Annotated in this window: 13 protein-coding genes, 1 tRNA gene and 1 pseudogene; 9 read left to right on the plus strand and 6 right to left on the minus strand. The window is 64.2% G+C overall.

The window, feature by feature from the left end; translation table 11 throughout:
* Nucleotides 1-23: 23 nt before the first annotated feature.
* Nucleotides 24-782 carry an O-methyltransferase gene (locus G6N08_RS15285; protein WP_163758645.1) on the minus strand — a complete coding sequence of 253 codons (759 nt, stop codon included), beginning with the start codon at nt 780-782 and terminating at the stop codon, nt 24-26.
* Nucleotides 783-1,019: 237 nt separating this feature from the next.
* Here G6N08_RS15285 and G6N08_RS15290 point away from each other — a divergent pair, with 237 nt between their 5' ends.
* The 7 genes from G6N08_RS15290 (at nt 1,020) to G6N08_RS15320 (ending at nt 7,115) form a co-directional block, all read left to right on the plus strand.
* Nucleotides 1,020-1,883 carry a ParA family protein gene (locus G6N08_RS15290; RefSeq protein ID WP_163758647.1) on the plus strand — a complete coding sequence of 288 codons (864 nt, stop codon included), beginning with the start codon at nt 1,020-1,022 and terminating at the stop codon, nt 1,881-1,883.
* A complete protein-coding gene (locus G6N08_RS15295) occupies nt 1,880-2,710 on the plus strand; it encodes a segregation/condensation protein A (protein ID WP_246216771.1) in 831 nt (276 codons plus the stop codon). Before G6N08_RS15290 ends, G6N08_RS15295 begins: the two co-directional genes overlap by 4 nt.
* 59 nt (nt 2,711-2,769) lie before the next feature.
* Nucleotides 2,770-3,450, plus strand: a complete 681-nt coding sequence (gene scpB, locus G6N08_RS15300) for an SMC-Scp complex subunit ScpB (protein WP_371869065.1) — start codon at nt 2,770-2,772, stop codon at nt 3,448-3,450.
* Nucleotides 3,447-4,187: a pseudouridine synthase gene (locus G6N08_RS15305; protein ID WP_163758653.1), complete on the plus strand. Its 741-nt coding sequence runs from the start codon at nt 3,447-3,449 to the stop codon at nt 4,185-4,187. Before scpB ends, G6N08_RS15305 begins: the two co-directional genes overlap by 4 nt.
* Complete coding sequence (cmk, locus tag G6N08_RS15310) at nt 4,184-4,864, plus strand: (d)CMP kinase (protein ID WP_163758655.1); 681 nt, start codon at nt 4,184-4,186, stop codon at nt 4,862-4,864. The genes G6N08_RS15305 and cmk overlap by 4 nt, the downstream gene beginning before the upstream one ends.
* Complete coding sequence (gene der, locus G6N08_RS15315; protein WP_163758657.1) at nt 4,861-6,255, plus strand: ribosome biogenesis GTPase Der; 1,395 nt, start codon at nt 4,861-4,863, stop codon at nt 6,253-6,255. Before cmk ends, der begins: the two co-directional genes overlap by 4 nt.
* 77 nt (nt 6,256-6,332) lie before the next feature.
* Nucleotides 6,333-7,115 carry a sulfite exporter TauE/SafE family protein gene (locus G6N08_RS15320; protein WP_163758659.1) on the plus strand — a complete coding sequence of 261 codons (783 nt, stop codon included), beginning with the start codon at nt 6,333-6,335 and terminating at the stop codon, nt 7,113-7,115.
* A 10-nt stretch (nt 7,116-7,125) separates the two neighbouring features.
* On the opposite strand, the pseudogene G6N08_RS15325 reads toward G6N08_RS15320, so the two are convergent.
* Nucleotides 7,126-8,496, minus strand: a pseudogene (locus G6N08_RS15325) (HNH endonuclease signature motif containing protein).
* Nucleotides 8,497-8,676: 180 nt separating this feature from the next.
* Between G6N08_RS15325 and G6N08_RS15330 the strand changes: the two are divergent.
* Nucleotides 8,677-8,753 (plus strand) — tRNA-Pro (locus G6N08_RS15330).
* A gap of 100 nt (nt 8,754-8,853) precedes the next feature.
* Here G6N08_RS15330 and G6N08_RS15335 read toward each other — a convergent pair.
* Nucleotides 8,854-9,615, minus strand: a complete 762-nt coding sequence (locus tag G6N08_RS15335) for a VldE C-terminal domain-containing protein (RefSeq protein WP_371869066.1) — start codon at nt 9,613-9,615, stop codon at nt 8,854-8,856.
* 284 nt (nt 9,616-9,899) lie between these two features.
* On the opposite strand from G6N08_RS15335, the gene G6N08_RS15340 reads away from it, so the two are divergent.
* A complete protein-coding gene (locus G6N08_RS15340) occupies nt 9,900-10,463 on the plus strand; it encodes a hypothetical protein (RefSeq protein WP_163758663.1) in 564 nt (187 codons plus the stop codon).
* A 148-nt stretch (nt 10,464-10,611) separates the two neighbouring features.
* On the opposite strand, the gene G6N08_RS15345 is transcribed toward G6N08_RS15340, so the two are convergent.
* The 3 genes from G6N08_RS15345 to boxB all read right to left on the minus strand — a co-directional run bounded on the left by G6N08_RS15345 (nt 10,612) and on the right by boxB (nt 14,659).
* Nucleotides 10,612-11,475, minus strand: coding sequence for an amidohydrolase family protein (locus tag G6N08_RS15345; protein ID WP_246216772.1), 864 nt, complete (start codon nt 11,473-11,475; stop codon nt 10,612-10,614).
* 153 nt (nt 11,476-11,628) lie between these two features.
* Nucleotides 11,629-13,218, minus strand: coding sequence for a benzoate-CoA ligase family protein (locus G6N08_RS15350; RefSeq protein WP_163758665.1), 1,590 nt, complete (start codon nt 13,216-13,218; stop codon nt 11,629-11,631).
* 19 nt (nt 13,219-13,237) lie between these two features.
* The gene (gene boxB, locus G6N08_RS15355; protein ID WP_163758667.1) at nt 13,238-14,659 is read right to left on the minus strand and encodes a benzoyl-CoA 2,3-epoxidase subunit BoxB; all 1,422 of its coding nucleotides are present in this window, start codon (nt 14,657-14,659) and stop codon (nt 13,238-13,240) included.
* Nucleotide 14,660: the final 1 nt, after the last annotated feature.

The raw sequence follows: 14,660 nt of genomic DNA on the forward strand, positions 1-14,660 counted from the left end.
CGGTCAGGTCATCGACCGGGGGCTCACGACTGGCCCAGGTACTCGGACTCCAGAACCAGGTCGGTGATCAATGTCTGATACTCGACGTGGGTCTTGTGTTCGATGGTGTTCCACAACTTGCCTTGTTGTTGGCGCATGTACTCGCGGTACCTGGGCGCGCCCGGCACTTTGACATTGTCGGCGACGACGATGGAGCCCGGGTGCAGCCAGCCGCGCCCGAGGATGCTCTGCAGGTCGCTGAGATAGGCGTCTTTGTCGTGGTCCAAAAACACGAAATCGAGTGTCCCGGTTGAAAATCCGTGTTCGTTTGCCAGCGTGTCCAAGGTCCGTCCGCCGTCGCCGATGGTGCCGACCACACAGGTCACCCGGTCGGCGACGCCGGCGTGCGCCCAGATCCGCCGGGCGTTGACCGCGTTGGCTTCGGCGAGTTCGACGGAGTACACCTGCGCAGCCGGCGCGGCGCGCGCGATCCGCAGTGCTCCGTAACCGCAGTAAGTACCCAGTTCCAGCGCCAGTTTCGGGTCAGCGCGCCGCACCGCAGCGTCGAGCAGCGCTCCCTTCTCGTCGCCGACGTTGATCAGGATCGCCTTGTGGTAGGCGAACCGGTCGAAGGCGGCCAATACGTCGTCCGGGTCGCCCGCGCGGGCATGGTTAAGGACGTACTCGACGGCTGCCGCCTCCCGTCCGTCGCCGATCTGTCCGGTCGTGGTGATGTTTCGTGTTCCGCGTGCCATCCGCCACACCGACCACCGCAGGAAAGGCATACGTTGCTTGAGACTCATAGTTGAAACCTTACGAACTGCACGACACACTCCGTCCGCAATGGGCGCTGGCGCCGCACCAGCCGCACCGACCTCAGCCGGCTGCGACCAACCCGGGCTCGGCCATGTTTGCCCGCGCATTCCCCTGCGCAGCCGCACATACCCGTTACACTTTCCTGCGATGTCCGTCACCAGCCTGGCCAGCCCTGACCGAACGCTTCGGATACCTCAGCGTTCGACGATGAGCCGCGACCGGACATGACCGACGACGCCGACAGCGGCGCCGGGGTTGGCCTGACCGGGCGACCGCCGCGGGCGATTCCCGAGCCTAAGCCGCGGACTTCGCACGGCCCGGCCAAGGTCATCGCGATGTGTAATCAGAAAGGTGGCGTGGGGAAAACAACGTCGGTGATCAACCTGGGCGCGGCGCTGGCCGACTATGGCCGGCGAGTGCTGCTGGTCGACATGGATCCCCAGGGTGCGTTGTCTGCGGGTCTCGGCGTGCCGCACTACGAGCTGGAGCACACCATCCACAACATGCTGGTCGAGCCACGGGTCTCCGTCGACGACGTGCTGATCCACACGCGCGTCAAGCACATGGACCTGGTGCCCAGCAATATCGACCTGTCGGCGGCCGAGATCCAACTGGTCAATGAGGTGGGCCGGGAGCAGACCCTCGCGCGCGAACTGCATCCGGCGCTGGACCGCTACGATTATGTGCTCATCGATTGTCAGCCCTCGCTGGGGCTGCTCACCGTTAACGGGCTCGCCTGTTCGGATGGCGTCATCATCCCAACCGAGTGCGAGTTCTTCGCGCTGCGCGGGCTGGCGCTGCTCACCGACACCGTCGACAAGGTGCGCAGTCGGCTCAATCCGAAACTGGAGATCAGCGGGATTGTGATCACCCGCTACGATCCGCGAACGGTCAATTCGCGCGAAGTCATGGCCCGGGTCGTGGAGCGCTTCGGTGACCTGGTGTTCGACACCGTCATCACCCGCACCGTCCGCTTCCCCGAGACCAGCGTCGCGGGCGAACCGATCACCACATGGGCACCCAAGTCCGGGGCCGCGGAGGCCTACCGCTCACTGGCCCGCGAGGTCATCGACCGATTCGGCGCGTGAATTTCGAGACGCCGGCACCGAACGGCTTCCAGGTTCGGCTCACCAATTTCGAGGGGCCGTTCGATCTGCTGCTGCAGCTGATCTTCGCCCACCGCCTCGATGTCACCGAAGTGGCGCTGCACCAGGTCACCGATGAGTTCATCGCCTACACCCGCGCAATCGGCCTGGAGCGGGGGCTGGAGGAGACGACGGCTTTTCTGGTGATCGCGGCCACACTGCTCGATTTGAAAGCCGCCCGGCTGCTGCCGGCGGGGCAAGTCGACGACGACGAAGACCTGGCCTTACTAGAGGTCCGCGACCTGCTGTTCGCCCGGCTGCTGCAATACCGCGCGTTCAAACATGTCGCGCAGATGTTCGCTGAGCTGGAAGCTGCGGCGCTGCGCAGCTACCCGCGGGCCGCGTCGTTGGAGGACCGGTTCAGTGGGCTGCTGCCCGAGGTCATGCTCGGCGTCGATGCTGAGCGGTTTGCGCAGATCGCCGCGAGCGTGTTCACGCCCCGACCGGTGCCGACGGTGGCCACCGAACATCTGCATGAGTTGGTGGTTTCGGTGCCGGAGCAGGCCAAACGGCTGTTGGCGCTGCTGGAGGAGAAGGGTGCAGGACAGTGGGCGTCGTTTTCCGAACTGGTGGCCGACTGCCGGGCGCCGATCGAGATCGTCGGGCGCTTCTTGGCGCTGCTCGAACTGTATCGGACCAGGGCGGTAGCATTTGACCAGGCAGAACCGCTTGGCGTGCTCCAGGTTTCGTGGACCGGAGAACGACCAGCCAGCGAAGACTTGGTGGCGGCAGAGCCGTCAGCTACTCACGAAGCACGCGACCACCCATGACCCGCGCCGGTGACGAGCTGAACAAGCGATGAGAAGGAGCCGCGCCCGTGACCGACGACATGCCTGATCTCGAATTGGGCCTCGGCGTCGCTGCGCCGGGTGAGCCCGAACTCGACGATGATGAGCTGGGCCGGGTATTGGAAGCGCTGCTGCTCGTCGTGGATACGCCGGTGAGCGTCGAGGCGCTGGCCGCGGCCAGCGAGCAACCGGTCTACCGGGTCGCCGCCAAGCTCCGGGTGATGGCCGACGAGCTCACCCGCCGCGACAGCGGTATTGACTTGCGCGAAGCCGGCGGAGGCTGGCGGCTCTACACCCGTGCCCGCTTCGCTCCGTATGTGGAGCGGCTGCTGCTCGACGGCTCGCGGTCCAAACTCACCCGTGCGGCGCTGGAGACGCTGGCCGTGGTGGCCTACCGACAGCCGGTGACCCGCGCGCGGGTCAGCGCGGTGCGGGGGGTCAACTCGGACGCCGTCATGCGCTCGTTATTGGCGCGCGGCCTGATTACCGAGGCCGGCACCGACCCGGACACCGGCGCGGTGACGTTCGCGACCACCGAGCTTTTCCTGGAGCGGCTGGGATTATCGTCGCTGGCCGACTTACCGGATATCGCGCCGTTGCTGCCTGATGTCGATGCCATCGACGAACTAAGCGAATCCCTGGACGCCGAGCCCCGTTTTATCAAGCTCACTGGCAGCTCGGGTGCGGACAAACCGATGTCGTTCGACGTGGACCAAGAATGATGGTCGAGGGTGTGCGCCTGCAGAAAGTGTTGTCGCAGGCGGGAATCGCGTCGCGCAGAGCGGCCGAGAAGCTGATTACTGAGGGTCGCGTCGAGGTAGACGGTCAGTTGGTGACGGAGTTGGGCAGACGTGTCGACCCCGACGCGTCGGTGATCCGTGTCGACGGCGCGCGGGTGGTGCTCGACGAGTCGCTGGTGTATCTGGCGCTGAACAAGCCGCGCGGGATGCACTCGACCATGTCCGACGAGCGTGGCCGGCCGTGTGTCGGCGATCTGGTCGAGCACCGGGTACGTGGAAACAAAAAGCTTTTTCACGTCGGCCGCCTGGACGCCGACACTGAGGGGCTGCTGCTATTGACCAACGACGGTGAGCTGGCGCACCGGTTGATGCATCCCTCCTACCAGGTGCCCAAGACCTACGTCGCGACAGTATCCGGCTCGGTCCCACGTGGGCTTGGCAAGAGACTCTGCGCGGGCATCCAACTGCACGATGGGATCGCCCGTGTTGACGATTTCGTCGTGGTGGACACGGTTCCCGGCAAGACGCTGGTGCGGGTAACGCTGCACGAAGGGCGCAAACGCATCGTGCGCCGGCTGCTGGCGGCCGCGGGGTTTCCGGTTCAGGCTTTGGTCCGCACCGATATCGGCCCGGTGTCGCTGGGCAGGCAGCGGCCGGGCAGCATCCGGGCGCTGGGCCGTGACGAGGTCGGCCAACTGTACAAAGCGGTGGGCTTGTGAACTTTGTCATCGCGATCGATGGTCCAGCTGGTACTGGAAAGTCTTCTGTCTCAAGACGATTAGCACGAGCATTGGGGGCGCGGTATCTGGACACCGGGGCGATGTACCGGATGGTCACATTGGCGGTGTTGCGCGCAGGCGTCGACCCCGCGGACGCAGACGCTGTCACGGCGATCGCAGCACACTTGCCGATATCGGTTGGCTACGACCCCGACGAGAACCGCTGTTATCTTGCTGGAGAAGATGTTTCGGTTGAAATCCGTGGTGACGAGGTCACCAGGGCGGTGTCCACGGTGTCATCGATCCCCGCTGTGCGTGACCGGATGGTCAGTTTGCAGCGAGCCTTGGCCGCGGGGCAGGGCCGCATCGTTGTGGAAGGCCGCGATATCGGCACGGTCGTGGTGCCCGACGCGCCGGTGAAAGTTTTCTTGACCGCGTCGGCGGAGACCAGGGCACAGCGGCGCAACGAGCAGAATGTCGCCGCAGGGCTCGTCGACAATTACGAGGGAGTGCTGGCCGACGTGCGCCGGCGCGACCGGCTGGATTCGACGCGAGCGGTGTCGCCGCTGCGGGCAGCCGACGACGCGGTGATCATCGACACCAGCGAGATGACGGAAGACGAAGTCGTCGCTCGGGTGCTGAAACTGGTGAGGCAACGAAGCGGGGCAGCGCGGTGAGCGACAACAACACGTGGTTCGACGAAACCGATTGGGAAATCGAGGGATTCTCGGAAGAGATCGGTTCCGGGCCACCCCCGGTGGTGGCCGTGGTCGGCCGGCCCAACGTCGGCAAGTCCACTCTGGTCAACCGGATCCTGGGCCGGCGCGAGGCGGTGGTACAAGACGTACCCGGCGTAACTCGCGACCGGGTGTCCTACGACGCGGTGTGGATCGGGCGCCGGTTTGTCGTGCAAGACACCGGCGGCTGGGAACCGGACGCGAAGGGGCTGCAACAGCTGGTGGCTGAGCAGGCGTCGGTGGCGATGCGCACCGCCGACGCGGTGGTGCTCGTGGTGGATACGGTTGTCGGAGCGACCGCCGGTGACGAAGCCGCCGCACGGATATTGCGTCGCTCGGGCAAGCCCGTGTTTTTGGCCGCCAACAAGGTCGACAGCGAGAAGGCGGAGGCGGACGCCGCGGCGCTGTGGTCCCTGGGGCTCGGCCAGCCCTATGCGATCAGCGCGATGCACGGCCGCGGGGTGGCCGAACTGCTCGACGCCGTGGTCAGCGCACTGCCACCGGCCGCGGAATCGGCGTCGCGAGGTGAGGGTCCCCGGCGGGTAGCGCTGGTCGGAAAACCCAATGTCGGCAAGAGCTCACTGTTGAACCGGCTCGCAGGAGATCAGCGCTCAGTTGTGCATGAGGTGCCGGGAACAACGGTCGACCCGGTTGACTCGTTCATCGAAATGGGCGGCAAAGTTTGGCGATTCGTTGACACCGCCGGCTTGCGTCGTAAGGTTCGCCAGGCCAGCGGGCACGAGTACTACGCGGCGGTGCGCACGCGCGGCGCAATTGACGCCGCCGAGGTGGCGGTCGTCCTGGTCGACGCGGCAGAGCCGTTGACCGAACAGGATCAGCGGGTGTTGTCCATGGTGATCGAGGCTGGGCGTGCGCTGGTGCTGGCGTTCAACAAGTGGGATCTGGTCGACGAGGAAAGGCGTTACCTGTTGGAGCGTGAGGTCGACCGCGATCTGGTGCAGGTGCGCTGGGCGCAGCGGGTCAACATTTCCGCGAAAACCGGTCGCGCGGTACACAAACTGGTGCCGGCGCTGGAGCAGGCGCTCACGTCGTGGGACACCCGCATCCCTACCGGCCGGTTGAACGCCTGGATCACAGAGGTGATCGCGGCCACCCCACCCCCAGTACGCGGCGGCAGGCAGCCACGCATCCTGTTCGCGACCCAGGCCAGTGCCCGGCCCCCGACGTTTGTGTTGTTCACCACCGGTTTTCTGGAGGCCGGTTATCGGCGGTTTCTGGAGCGACGGCTGCGCGAGACGTTTGGTTTCCAGGGCAGCCCGATCCGGATCAACGTGCGGATGCGCGAGAAACGGGGCGCGCGGCCACACTGAATTCGGGCGACTGCGTGTCAGCGTCCGCGGGCACCGCGCAAAGCCGGGCCGCGATGGCCTGAGATAGGTTCCATGCGGTGTCCCTTTCCCATGCGATCGTGATCGCTGTGGCCGGCGCGGCCGCCGGCGCGGTCAATGCCGCCGTGGGATCGGGCAGCCTGATCACCTTTCCGACGCTTGTTGCGCTGGATTATCCGCCGGTGACGGCGACGATGTCCAACGCGATCGGCCTGGTTGCCGGGAGCGCAACGGGAACCTGGGGCTACCGGCGTGAACTGCGTGGTCAGTGGGGCCGGCTGCGCTGGCAGATTCCTGCCTCGTTGATCGGGGCCGGGTTGGGTGCCTGGCTGCTGCTGCACCTGCGGGAGAAAGTCTTCAACGCGGTGGTGCCGGTACTGCTGGCCGCCGCCCTCGCCTCGGTGGTGATCGGCCCCTGGATCCAGGCCTGGGCGCGGAAGCGCACCGAAGAATCGGACCTTTCGGCCGCCCGGGTCTCATCGGCGCGGATGGCGGCCCTGGTGGCGTGTACATTCGCGATCGGGGTTTACGGCGGTTATTTCACTGCAGCGCAAGGTATTCTGCTTGTCGGTGCTATGGGCGCGCTGCTGCCCGAATCGATGCAGCGGATGAACGCGGCGAAAAACCTGATGACGCTGCTGGTGAACATCGTCGCGGCGTTGGCCTACATTGTGGCCGCCTTCGACCGGATCAGCTGGGAAGCAACGGGTCTCATTGGGGCCGGTTCTCTCGTCGGTGGCTGGCTGGGTGCCCACTACGGGCGTCAGCTTTCCCCGAACGCGCTGCGCGCTGCGATCGTTGTCGTTGGCCTCATCGGGCTGTACCGGTTGGTGACCGTATAGCCGCTCAGCGTCAGGGGCCACCGGGCGGGCTGTCGTCGTTGAAAAAGCGTTCGGGGTGGTGGTAGTCGTTGGTGCGAGGCTGACCGCGGTCGAGCCGTGGTGGCGGGATCCAGGCGGTACGGCCGTTGGCGAGCCTGGTTGTTTTCCAGCCGTTTTCGGTGAGGTTGTGGTGGGGTTTGCAGGCGAGAGTGAGTTTGTCGGCGTTAGTGTGCCCCCCTGTGGCCCAGTCGTCGAGGTGGTGGACTTCACACCAGTAGCCGGGCGCATCGCAGCCCGGGTGAGTACATCCGCGGTCTTTGGCGTAGAGCACCACGCGTTGATCGGGTGAGGCGACTCGTCGGGTGCGGCCGAGATACAGCGGGCGGCTGTGATGCTCATCGAAGACGGCCAGGTAGTGGTAGGCATGGCGGGCCATGCGAATGAGATCCCGAATCGGCAGCACGGTACCGCCGGCGGTGACCGCCTGCCCGGTGCCTGCGGTGAGCTCTTTGAGGGTGGTGGAGACGATCACGGTGACCGGCAGCCCGTTGTGCACACCGAGTTTGGGGTTGCCCAGCTGGCTGCGCACCAGCGCGTTGAGGGCGTCATGCTGGCGTTGGGTGTGGCTGCGCCGATCAGTGCTGGCAACCTCTTGATCGGGTTCCCCTCTGATACAGGGTGTTTCGTCGTCGGGGTTACACATGCCCGGTGCGGCGAAGCGCGCCAGCCAGGCATCGAGGTTGGCTCGCAGCTCCGGTGACGCGACGAGTTTGCCAACGCTCATCCCGTCGGCGCGTTGCCCACACCAACTGAAACCACGCTGACGAGCCCGGTCGGCGTCGGAGAATGTGCCATCGGGATTGATCAGCAGCGCACACCGCTTGGCTAATGTGTCAAGCTGATCCGGGCGCAGGTTGGCGGCCTGCTCAGCCAAAAACCGCTCAGCACGCTCAACCGTGTCAACCGGGATGGCCTCGGGCAGCCCACGCACGAAGTTCTGAATCACCCGCAGATGCTCCCCGTCGAGCACACCTGCGCGCCAGGCTCGCGCGGCGCCCGGCAATTCGGGCGGCAGGACTTGACCGGTCAGCGTGAGGCAAGGAGCAAGCTGCTGGGCATCGCGCAGTCGCCGACGGGCCTCCGCGCAGCTGATGCGTAATCAGTCGGCGACCACCTTATGGGTCGGGCCGCCGGTATCGGAGGGATCCTCGTCGGCCAAACCCGCGATCACGTCATGGGCCATGACCATCTGACGGCGCCGCGCAGTCTCCAGCCGCTCCAACGCCTGCAGCCGGACAACGGGTTCGTAGCTGCCGAAGTCCACCTCACGCAGCCGGGCCACCGCCGCATCGAGCGCATCCAATGCGGCGGTTACCTCCGGCGCAGCAGTGATCGAATACATGTTCGAATGCTAGCAGCTCGCGCCGACAGTGCACCGTCGTCATCCCCAGGCCGCACGCTGTCCACAGCACGCGGGAGCGCGACTTGACACACCGATTGGGTGCGCTGCGGCCGCATTGGAGTGGGGCTTGCGAGTTCGGGTAGGCTGTCGACCTGCCGACGCTGAGGTCGGCAATGACAGCGGGCTGTGGCGCAGTTTGGTAGCGCACTTGACTGGGGGTCAAGTGGTCGCAGGTTCAAATCCTGTCAGCCCGACCAAATTTTGCGCAGGTAGCCGCATTATTTGACCCGCGACCCGGCCCGGGGCGTTGTAATTCCGGGTGGCGACGCGCCGCCACCCGCGTCGTGGTCGGCCTGATCAATCGGGCGGCGTCGGGGTCATCGATCCGATGTAGTAGGTCTCGTGCCCGCTTGGGTATCCGCCGCCGTCGGTGGCGATATGAACGTGGTCGTAGTGGTTAAGGGTTTCTGAGCCGTAGTCCGCCGTCCAACTCGGCGCGCCGATGCCCGGGTAATACTTCTGTCTCCAGATCACATGGACCACTCCCCATCGTTTCGCGTTCGCCAAGGCATACCCCGCGATTTGGTTGCCGAGCTCAATGCCCTCGGGGGAGTGATAGTTCGGGATCATCACATCGATCGCCAACCCGTTCGGATGCCACTTCAAGGGATCCTCCCGGAACCCGCCGATGTGGGTGATCTGCGGAAACAACACGCTGATGGCACGGGCCGCCCAGATGGTCTTGACCTGCAGCCCCTTCTCCGGTGCGACGCCGGGCGGTAACGCGAACTTGAATTCCGGGGCAGCGGCGGGTGCGCTTGCCACCAGCGATTGTGCTTCGGCGGGGGTGGCGACGCGCGGCGTGTTTGACGCCGACGATTGTGCCCCGGCGGGGCTGGCGACGCGCGGCGTGCTCGCCGGCACCGATCCTTTGCCTGGTGCGGTTGCCGACGGCATCTCAACACAGCAGTGCGGTTTTGCGCCCTGCGCGTAAAGCATCGCGGCTGAGACGGCGAGCGAGGTACCCAGCACCAACCAGCGGACCCGGCCGTTGGCTGAGACGGTTCTGCCCACGATCAGCACCTTAGCGGCGTGCGCGGCGCTATTCGTGTGGTTCAGCGACTGTTGCGGCAAGCGGCCCACCCGGACGGACCCAGAGCGCTGCTCGTGGCCGACCGGGCCGGCCGGCGGGTGGTGGCAGGCTGCTGGCCGTGGCGGCCACTGACCACGCGATCTGTGGACGCGCAGCGGGCAACCGTGAGCGGGCTGAGGCCCCGGAGCGCCAAGGCGCCGGGCATCCGTGCAGCAGCGCGAGCTCAGTGCCGACTCTCGGTGCCGAATGTGACATCGGCCAACCGGATCGCCGATCGCCCACTGGGAGCGCCATGAGACGGTATGAACCTATGCAGACTCACCAGTACGTGACCTATGAAGAATTCGGCCGGAGATTCTTCGAGATTGCCGTCACAGCCGAGCGTGTCGCGGCCGCATTCGCCCAGTTTGCCGGCGAGGAGTTCGCGATGGCACCGATCGGCCTGGGACCGGGCAGGATCGCCAGAGTCAGCGCCCAGGTCAAGATCCAACAACCTCAAGTCACGCGCCACCTCGCCGACACCATCACCTTTACCATTCACATCCCGCTGCAGATCGATCTGCTGGTGGATCTACGGCTGGATAAGCAGCGGTTCAAGGTGGCCGGAGACATCGCGTTACAAGCTACCGCACACGCAGCGGAGCCGCTTTTGGTGATTGTCGCTGTGGCAAAACCACAGCCTTCCGACATCGTCGTGCACGTGTCGTCGAGTTCCATCCGCGGCGAGGTGCTGCGCCTCATCGCCGGCGTTGACGGGGAAATCCGCCGGTTCATCGCCCAGCACGTAGCCAATGAGATCGACTCACCGCAATCACAAGCGGCGCAGGTCATCGACGTGGCTGAGCACCTCGATACAGCGTGGACCGGCACCTAGCGGCTCCGCCGCCTGCCGGGTGAGGACCTGGATCTGGTGCGCTATGGCGGCGGGTTGCTGTGCCCAGGACGCAACGCTCATGGCGCCAATAGCCACCGACTTCTCATCCGGGATTCGTGCGGCCCGTCTGTCGCACAAGCGGCGGGAATCAGATATCCAAACCGGGAAACACCTTGGCGGCGTTGCCCGCATAGACACCGCGCAGCACCTCCGCCGGGAGCCCGATATCCCGCAGCGAATCAGCGTTACGACGGATACCCGGAGCGCCGGGCCAGTCCGTGCCGAAGATCCACTTCTCGGCTAGCCGCACTAAGTCAAACCGCGCGTAGTACTGCGCCAGCTTATGCGGAGGCAGGCCGGCAAGGTCCAGCCAGACATTGTGCCTGGTCAGCGCCAGAAACGCTGCGGTGTCATACCACCACCCGCGGCCCCCGTGAGCGATCACAACGTTGACCTGCGGGAAATCTTCGATGACGTCGAGCAGCAACGCCGGGTCACCGTAGCGTGACCGTGAACCGGGGAAAGTCGAGATTCCGGAATGCACGATCACCGGAACAGCGCGCTCCGCGCAGACGTGAAACACCGGCCGCACTTCGACATCTGCCGGCGAAAATGCGCCGTGCACCGGATGCAGTTTCACCGCAACTGCGCCCAGATCGAGTTGCCGTTCAACCTCGGCACCGATCGGGTAGTGCAGGTGCGGATTGACATTCGCGACCAACCGGAATCTGGTGACGTTGTAATCCCGGATCGGAATGAGATCTTCGATCGCCTGAATTCCGGTGGCACGAGGACTGTACTCGCAGAACAGCAACGCCCGGTTTACGCCCTGGCTGTCCAGCATCGCATCGAGGCGGTCCGGCATCGGATCGCCGTCCCTGTCGAACACCTCCCGCCATCCCGGCGCACCGAAGCGGTTGGCCCAATCCAACCAGGCTGGCCTGAGGGTGGATAGCCGCGGGACATGCATATGCGCATCGACCAGCGGCATGTACTCATAACTGAGCGACATGGCCCGCTCTAAACGCAGGTATACCCATTAGTTCACAATCGGTTTCGCGATGACCGGACAGAACAACGGTGGGCCGAACCATAGCAGCTGTCATACCGCCATCCGTCATCGATCGTCTCCCGGTACCGTCGTAAACCTCTCAGAGTCAAGCTCCTATGCCGTGATCTCTATGGTGGTCAGGACGTGTGCGACTCGCTCGCGAAGCAGGTTCCGGCGGATTTTTCCGGTTGACGTTTTGGGCAGCTCCGGCATCATTACCACCGCACGCGGTCGTTTGAAAGAGGCCAATTCCATGCGGCACCAGCCGATCAGCTCTTCGGGGTCGACGGTGCGCCCCTCGTCGACTACCACGCACGCCACGGGTTTGTCCAGCCCAGCTTCGTCGGGAGCCGTGACCACGACCGCCTCGGCGACGGCGGGGTGCTGGAGCAGCCGTTTTTCGACTTCAGCCGGTGACACCCAGATGCCGCTCGCTTTGAGCATGTCATCACTGCGACCCAGACAGCTGTAGGTACCATCATCGTTGCGCACGCAGACATCGCCGGTGCGCAGCCAACCTTCTTGGAAAACGCGTCGTGTCGTCTCATCTCGACACCAATAGCCGGCGGCGATCGACGGCCCTCGCAGGTAGAGAGTTCCAGGTTCTTTGGTCGAATCGATCACCGCACCGTCATCGGTGCGCAGTTGGACTTCGTAGCCGGGCACCGGGATCCCTGCGGAATCTGTGCGCACCTGTCGGGGCCGATTAGATAAGAAAATGTGCAATGACTCGGTCGACCCGATTCCGTCCAGCACTTCAATCCCGAAACGGTCACGCAACCGGTTGAACAGCACAGCCGGTAGCGCCTCTCCTGCCGAAATACCTTGCCGAACAGACGAAAACGTATTAGAAGGAAGGTCGCTGGCAAGCAGCGAGGAATAGAAGGTCGGCACACCGAAAAACAGCGTGGGCTGTGCCGCGCGGACCCGTTTTGCGATGCTGGCCGGGGTGGCCCGCGCCCGCTCTAAGACACTGGTAGCCCCCACCGCAAAAGGGAAAAAGCATGAGTTACCGATGCCGTACGCGAAGAAGAGCTTGGCCACCGACAGGCAGCGATCCTGGGGGCTAATTCCAAGGACGCCAACACCGTAATTCTCCGCGACTGAGCGGATGCTACGGTGGCGGTGCATAGCGGCTTTCGGGGTTCCGGTGGTCCCGGAGGTATACAGCCACAACCCCACTGAATCGCCCGAAGTCGGATACGGAGCTGCCATCGGTTCGGCGCAAGACAGCACATCCCATCGGTGTAGGGTGACGCCAGTCGGCGCATCGACGGGGGGTGCGGCGTCGAAGACCACATCGGTAACCTCGGGAGCCGCGGCGAGGGCGACAGCGACCTGCGCTGCGAATTCTGTTGACGCGCATAATACTTTTGCTCGCGAATCAGCTAGCAGCAGACCCAATTCTTTGCCGGTCAACATCGTCGATACCGGCACCGGAACCGCTCCCACATACATCGCCGCAAGTATTGCGGTGAGCTGTTCCACATCGTCGGCCATGCACAGCATGACACGATCCCCGGGGCGTGCGCCGAGCTGGTGCAGGCCATGGGCGACCCGGTGGACGGTGTCGGCCAGATCCTGGTAGCTCAGCGTCTGGGACGGTGTGATGACCGCGCTGCGCGTACCGTGACCTTCCCGGATGTGCCGGTCGACAAGATAATCAGCAGCGTTGAATACCGCATGGGGCGACGTCGCCGACAACGTGGACTCCGATCTGATGTCAGGCCAGGCGGACGTATTCGTAGTCAAACGGCTTGCCGTTGATGCCGTGCAGCGGTGGCGCGATCCAGCCGGCGATCTTCCCGGGCTGGTAAACGGGCTGCATCAGTGAACGCACGAAAGCGAGGTCTTCGGAGGTGGGCAGCCACGCCGCCTGCGCGCGATGCCATTCCTCGGCGTCCAAGATCGCCCCTGACGGGCTGATGTGATGGTCTGCGTACACACCCACACTGCGGTTGAATCCGACGTGCGGCAAATGGAACGTGTAGTCGATACCGGCTTCTGCGAGAATCGTGTTCCAGCGGTTGAGGCCGCGGAGGCAGTCGCGGGCGTATGCGTCACGAAGATCGAGGTTAAGCGCCAGCAGTGCGGACACCTGTTCCTGCGACCAGGTGCCGTCGGTGTTGGGCTTGTCCAAGGCGACGCTGCCACTGATGAGCTGGTGGTCGTCAGTGCGCCGTTCCTCCTGCCAGCGACCCTTCAGTCCGGCGGTGAAGTAGTTTGCCGCGTTGGTAGAGGTTTCACTGCCGAACAAATCCAGCGACACGCTGTAGTGAAAGTTGATGTACTTCTGGATAACGTCCAGGGGGATGCCGCCGTAGGCGGCGATGTCCAGGGTGTCGTGTTCACGGATTAGCTGCGCGCTGCGCATCACTACCCGGTCCACGCCGGTGGTTCCGACGAACATGTGGTGCGCTTCTTCTTTCAGCATGAATTCGCAGGTACGCGACAACGGATCGAACGCGCTTTCTTTCAGCGCTCCCAACTGGTATTTCCCGTCCCGGTCGGTGAAGTAGGTGAACATGAAGAAAGCCAGCCAGTCAGTTGTCTTCTCGTTGAACGCACCCAAGATGCGCGGCGAGTCTGGGCTACCTGAATTGCGGCAGAGCAGCGCTTCGGCCTCTTCCCGGCCTTCTTTGCCGAAGTAGGCGTGGAGCAGATATACCATTGCCCACAAATGCCGGCCTTCTTCAACATTGACTTGGAACAGGTTTCGCAAGTCATACAGTGACGGGGCCGTCAGGCCCAGCAAACGCTGCTGCTCGACCGAAGCAGGTTCGGTGTCGCCCTGTACCACGATCAGCCGCTGCAAATCGGCGCGGTGTTCGCCAGGCACCTGTTGCCATACCGGTTGATCCTTGTATTCACCGAACGCCACGCGCCGATTGGCCTTGGGCTCGGCCAAAAATATTCCCCAGCGATACTTATCCAGTTCGACGTGGTCGAAATGCGCCCAGCCTTCCTGGCCGACGGCGACCGCGGTGCGCAGATAGACACCATGTGTCCGCAGCGTCGGTCCCATCTCACCCCACCAGCTTATGAATTTCGGCTGCCAGCTCTCCAGCGCGCGTTGTAGCCGGCGGTCGGACGACAAGTCGACGTTGTTGGGAATCTTGTCTTGGTAGTTGATCGCTGTGGTCATC

The organism is Mycobacterium botniense, assembly GCF_010723305.1.
Taxonomy (GTDB): domain Bacteria; phylum Actinomycetota; class Actinomycetes; order Mycobacteriales; family Mycobacteriaceae; genus Mycobacterium; species Mycobacterium botniense.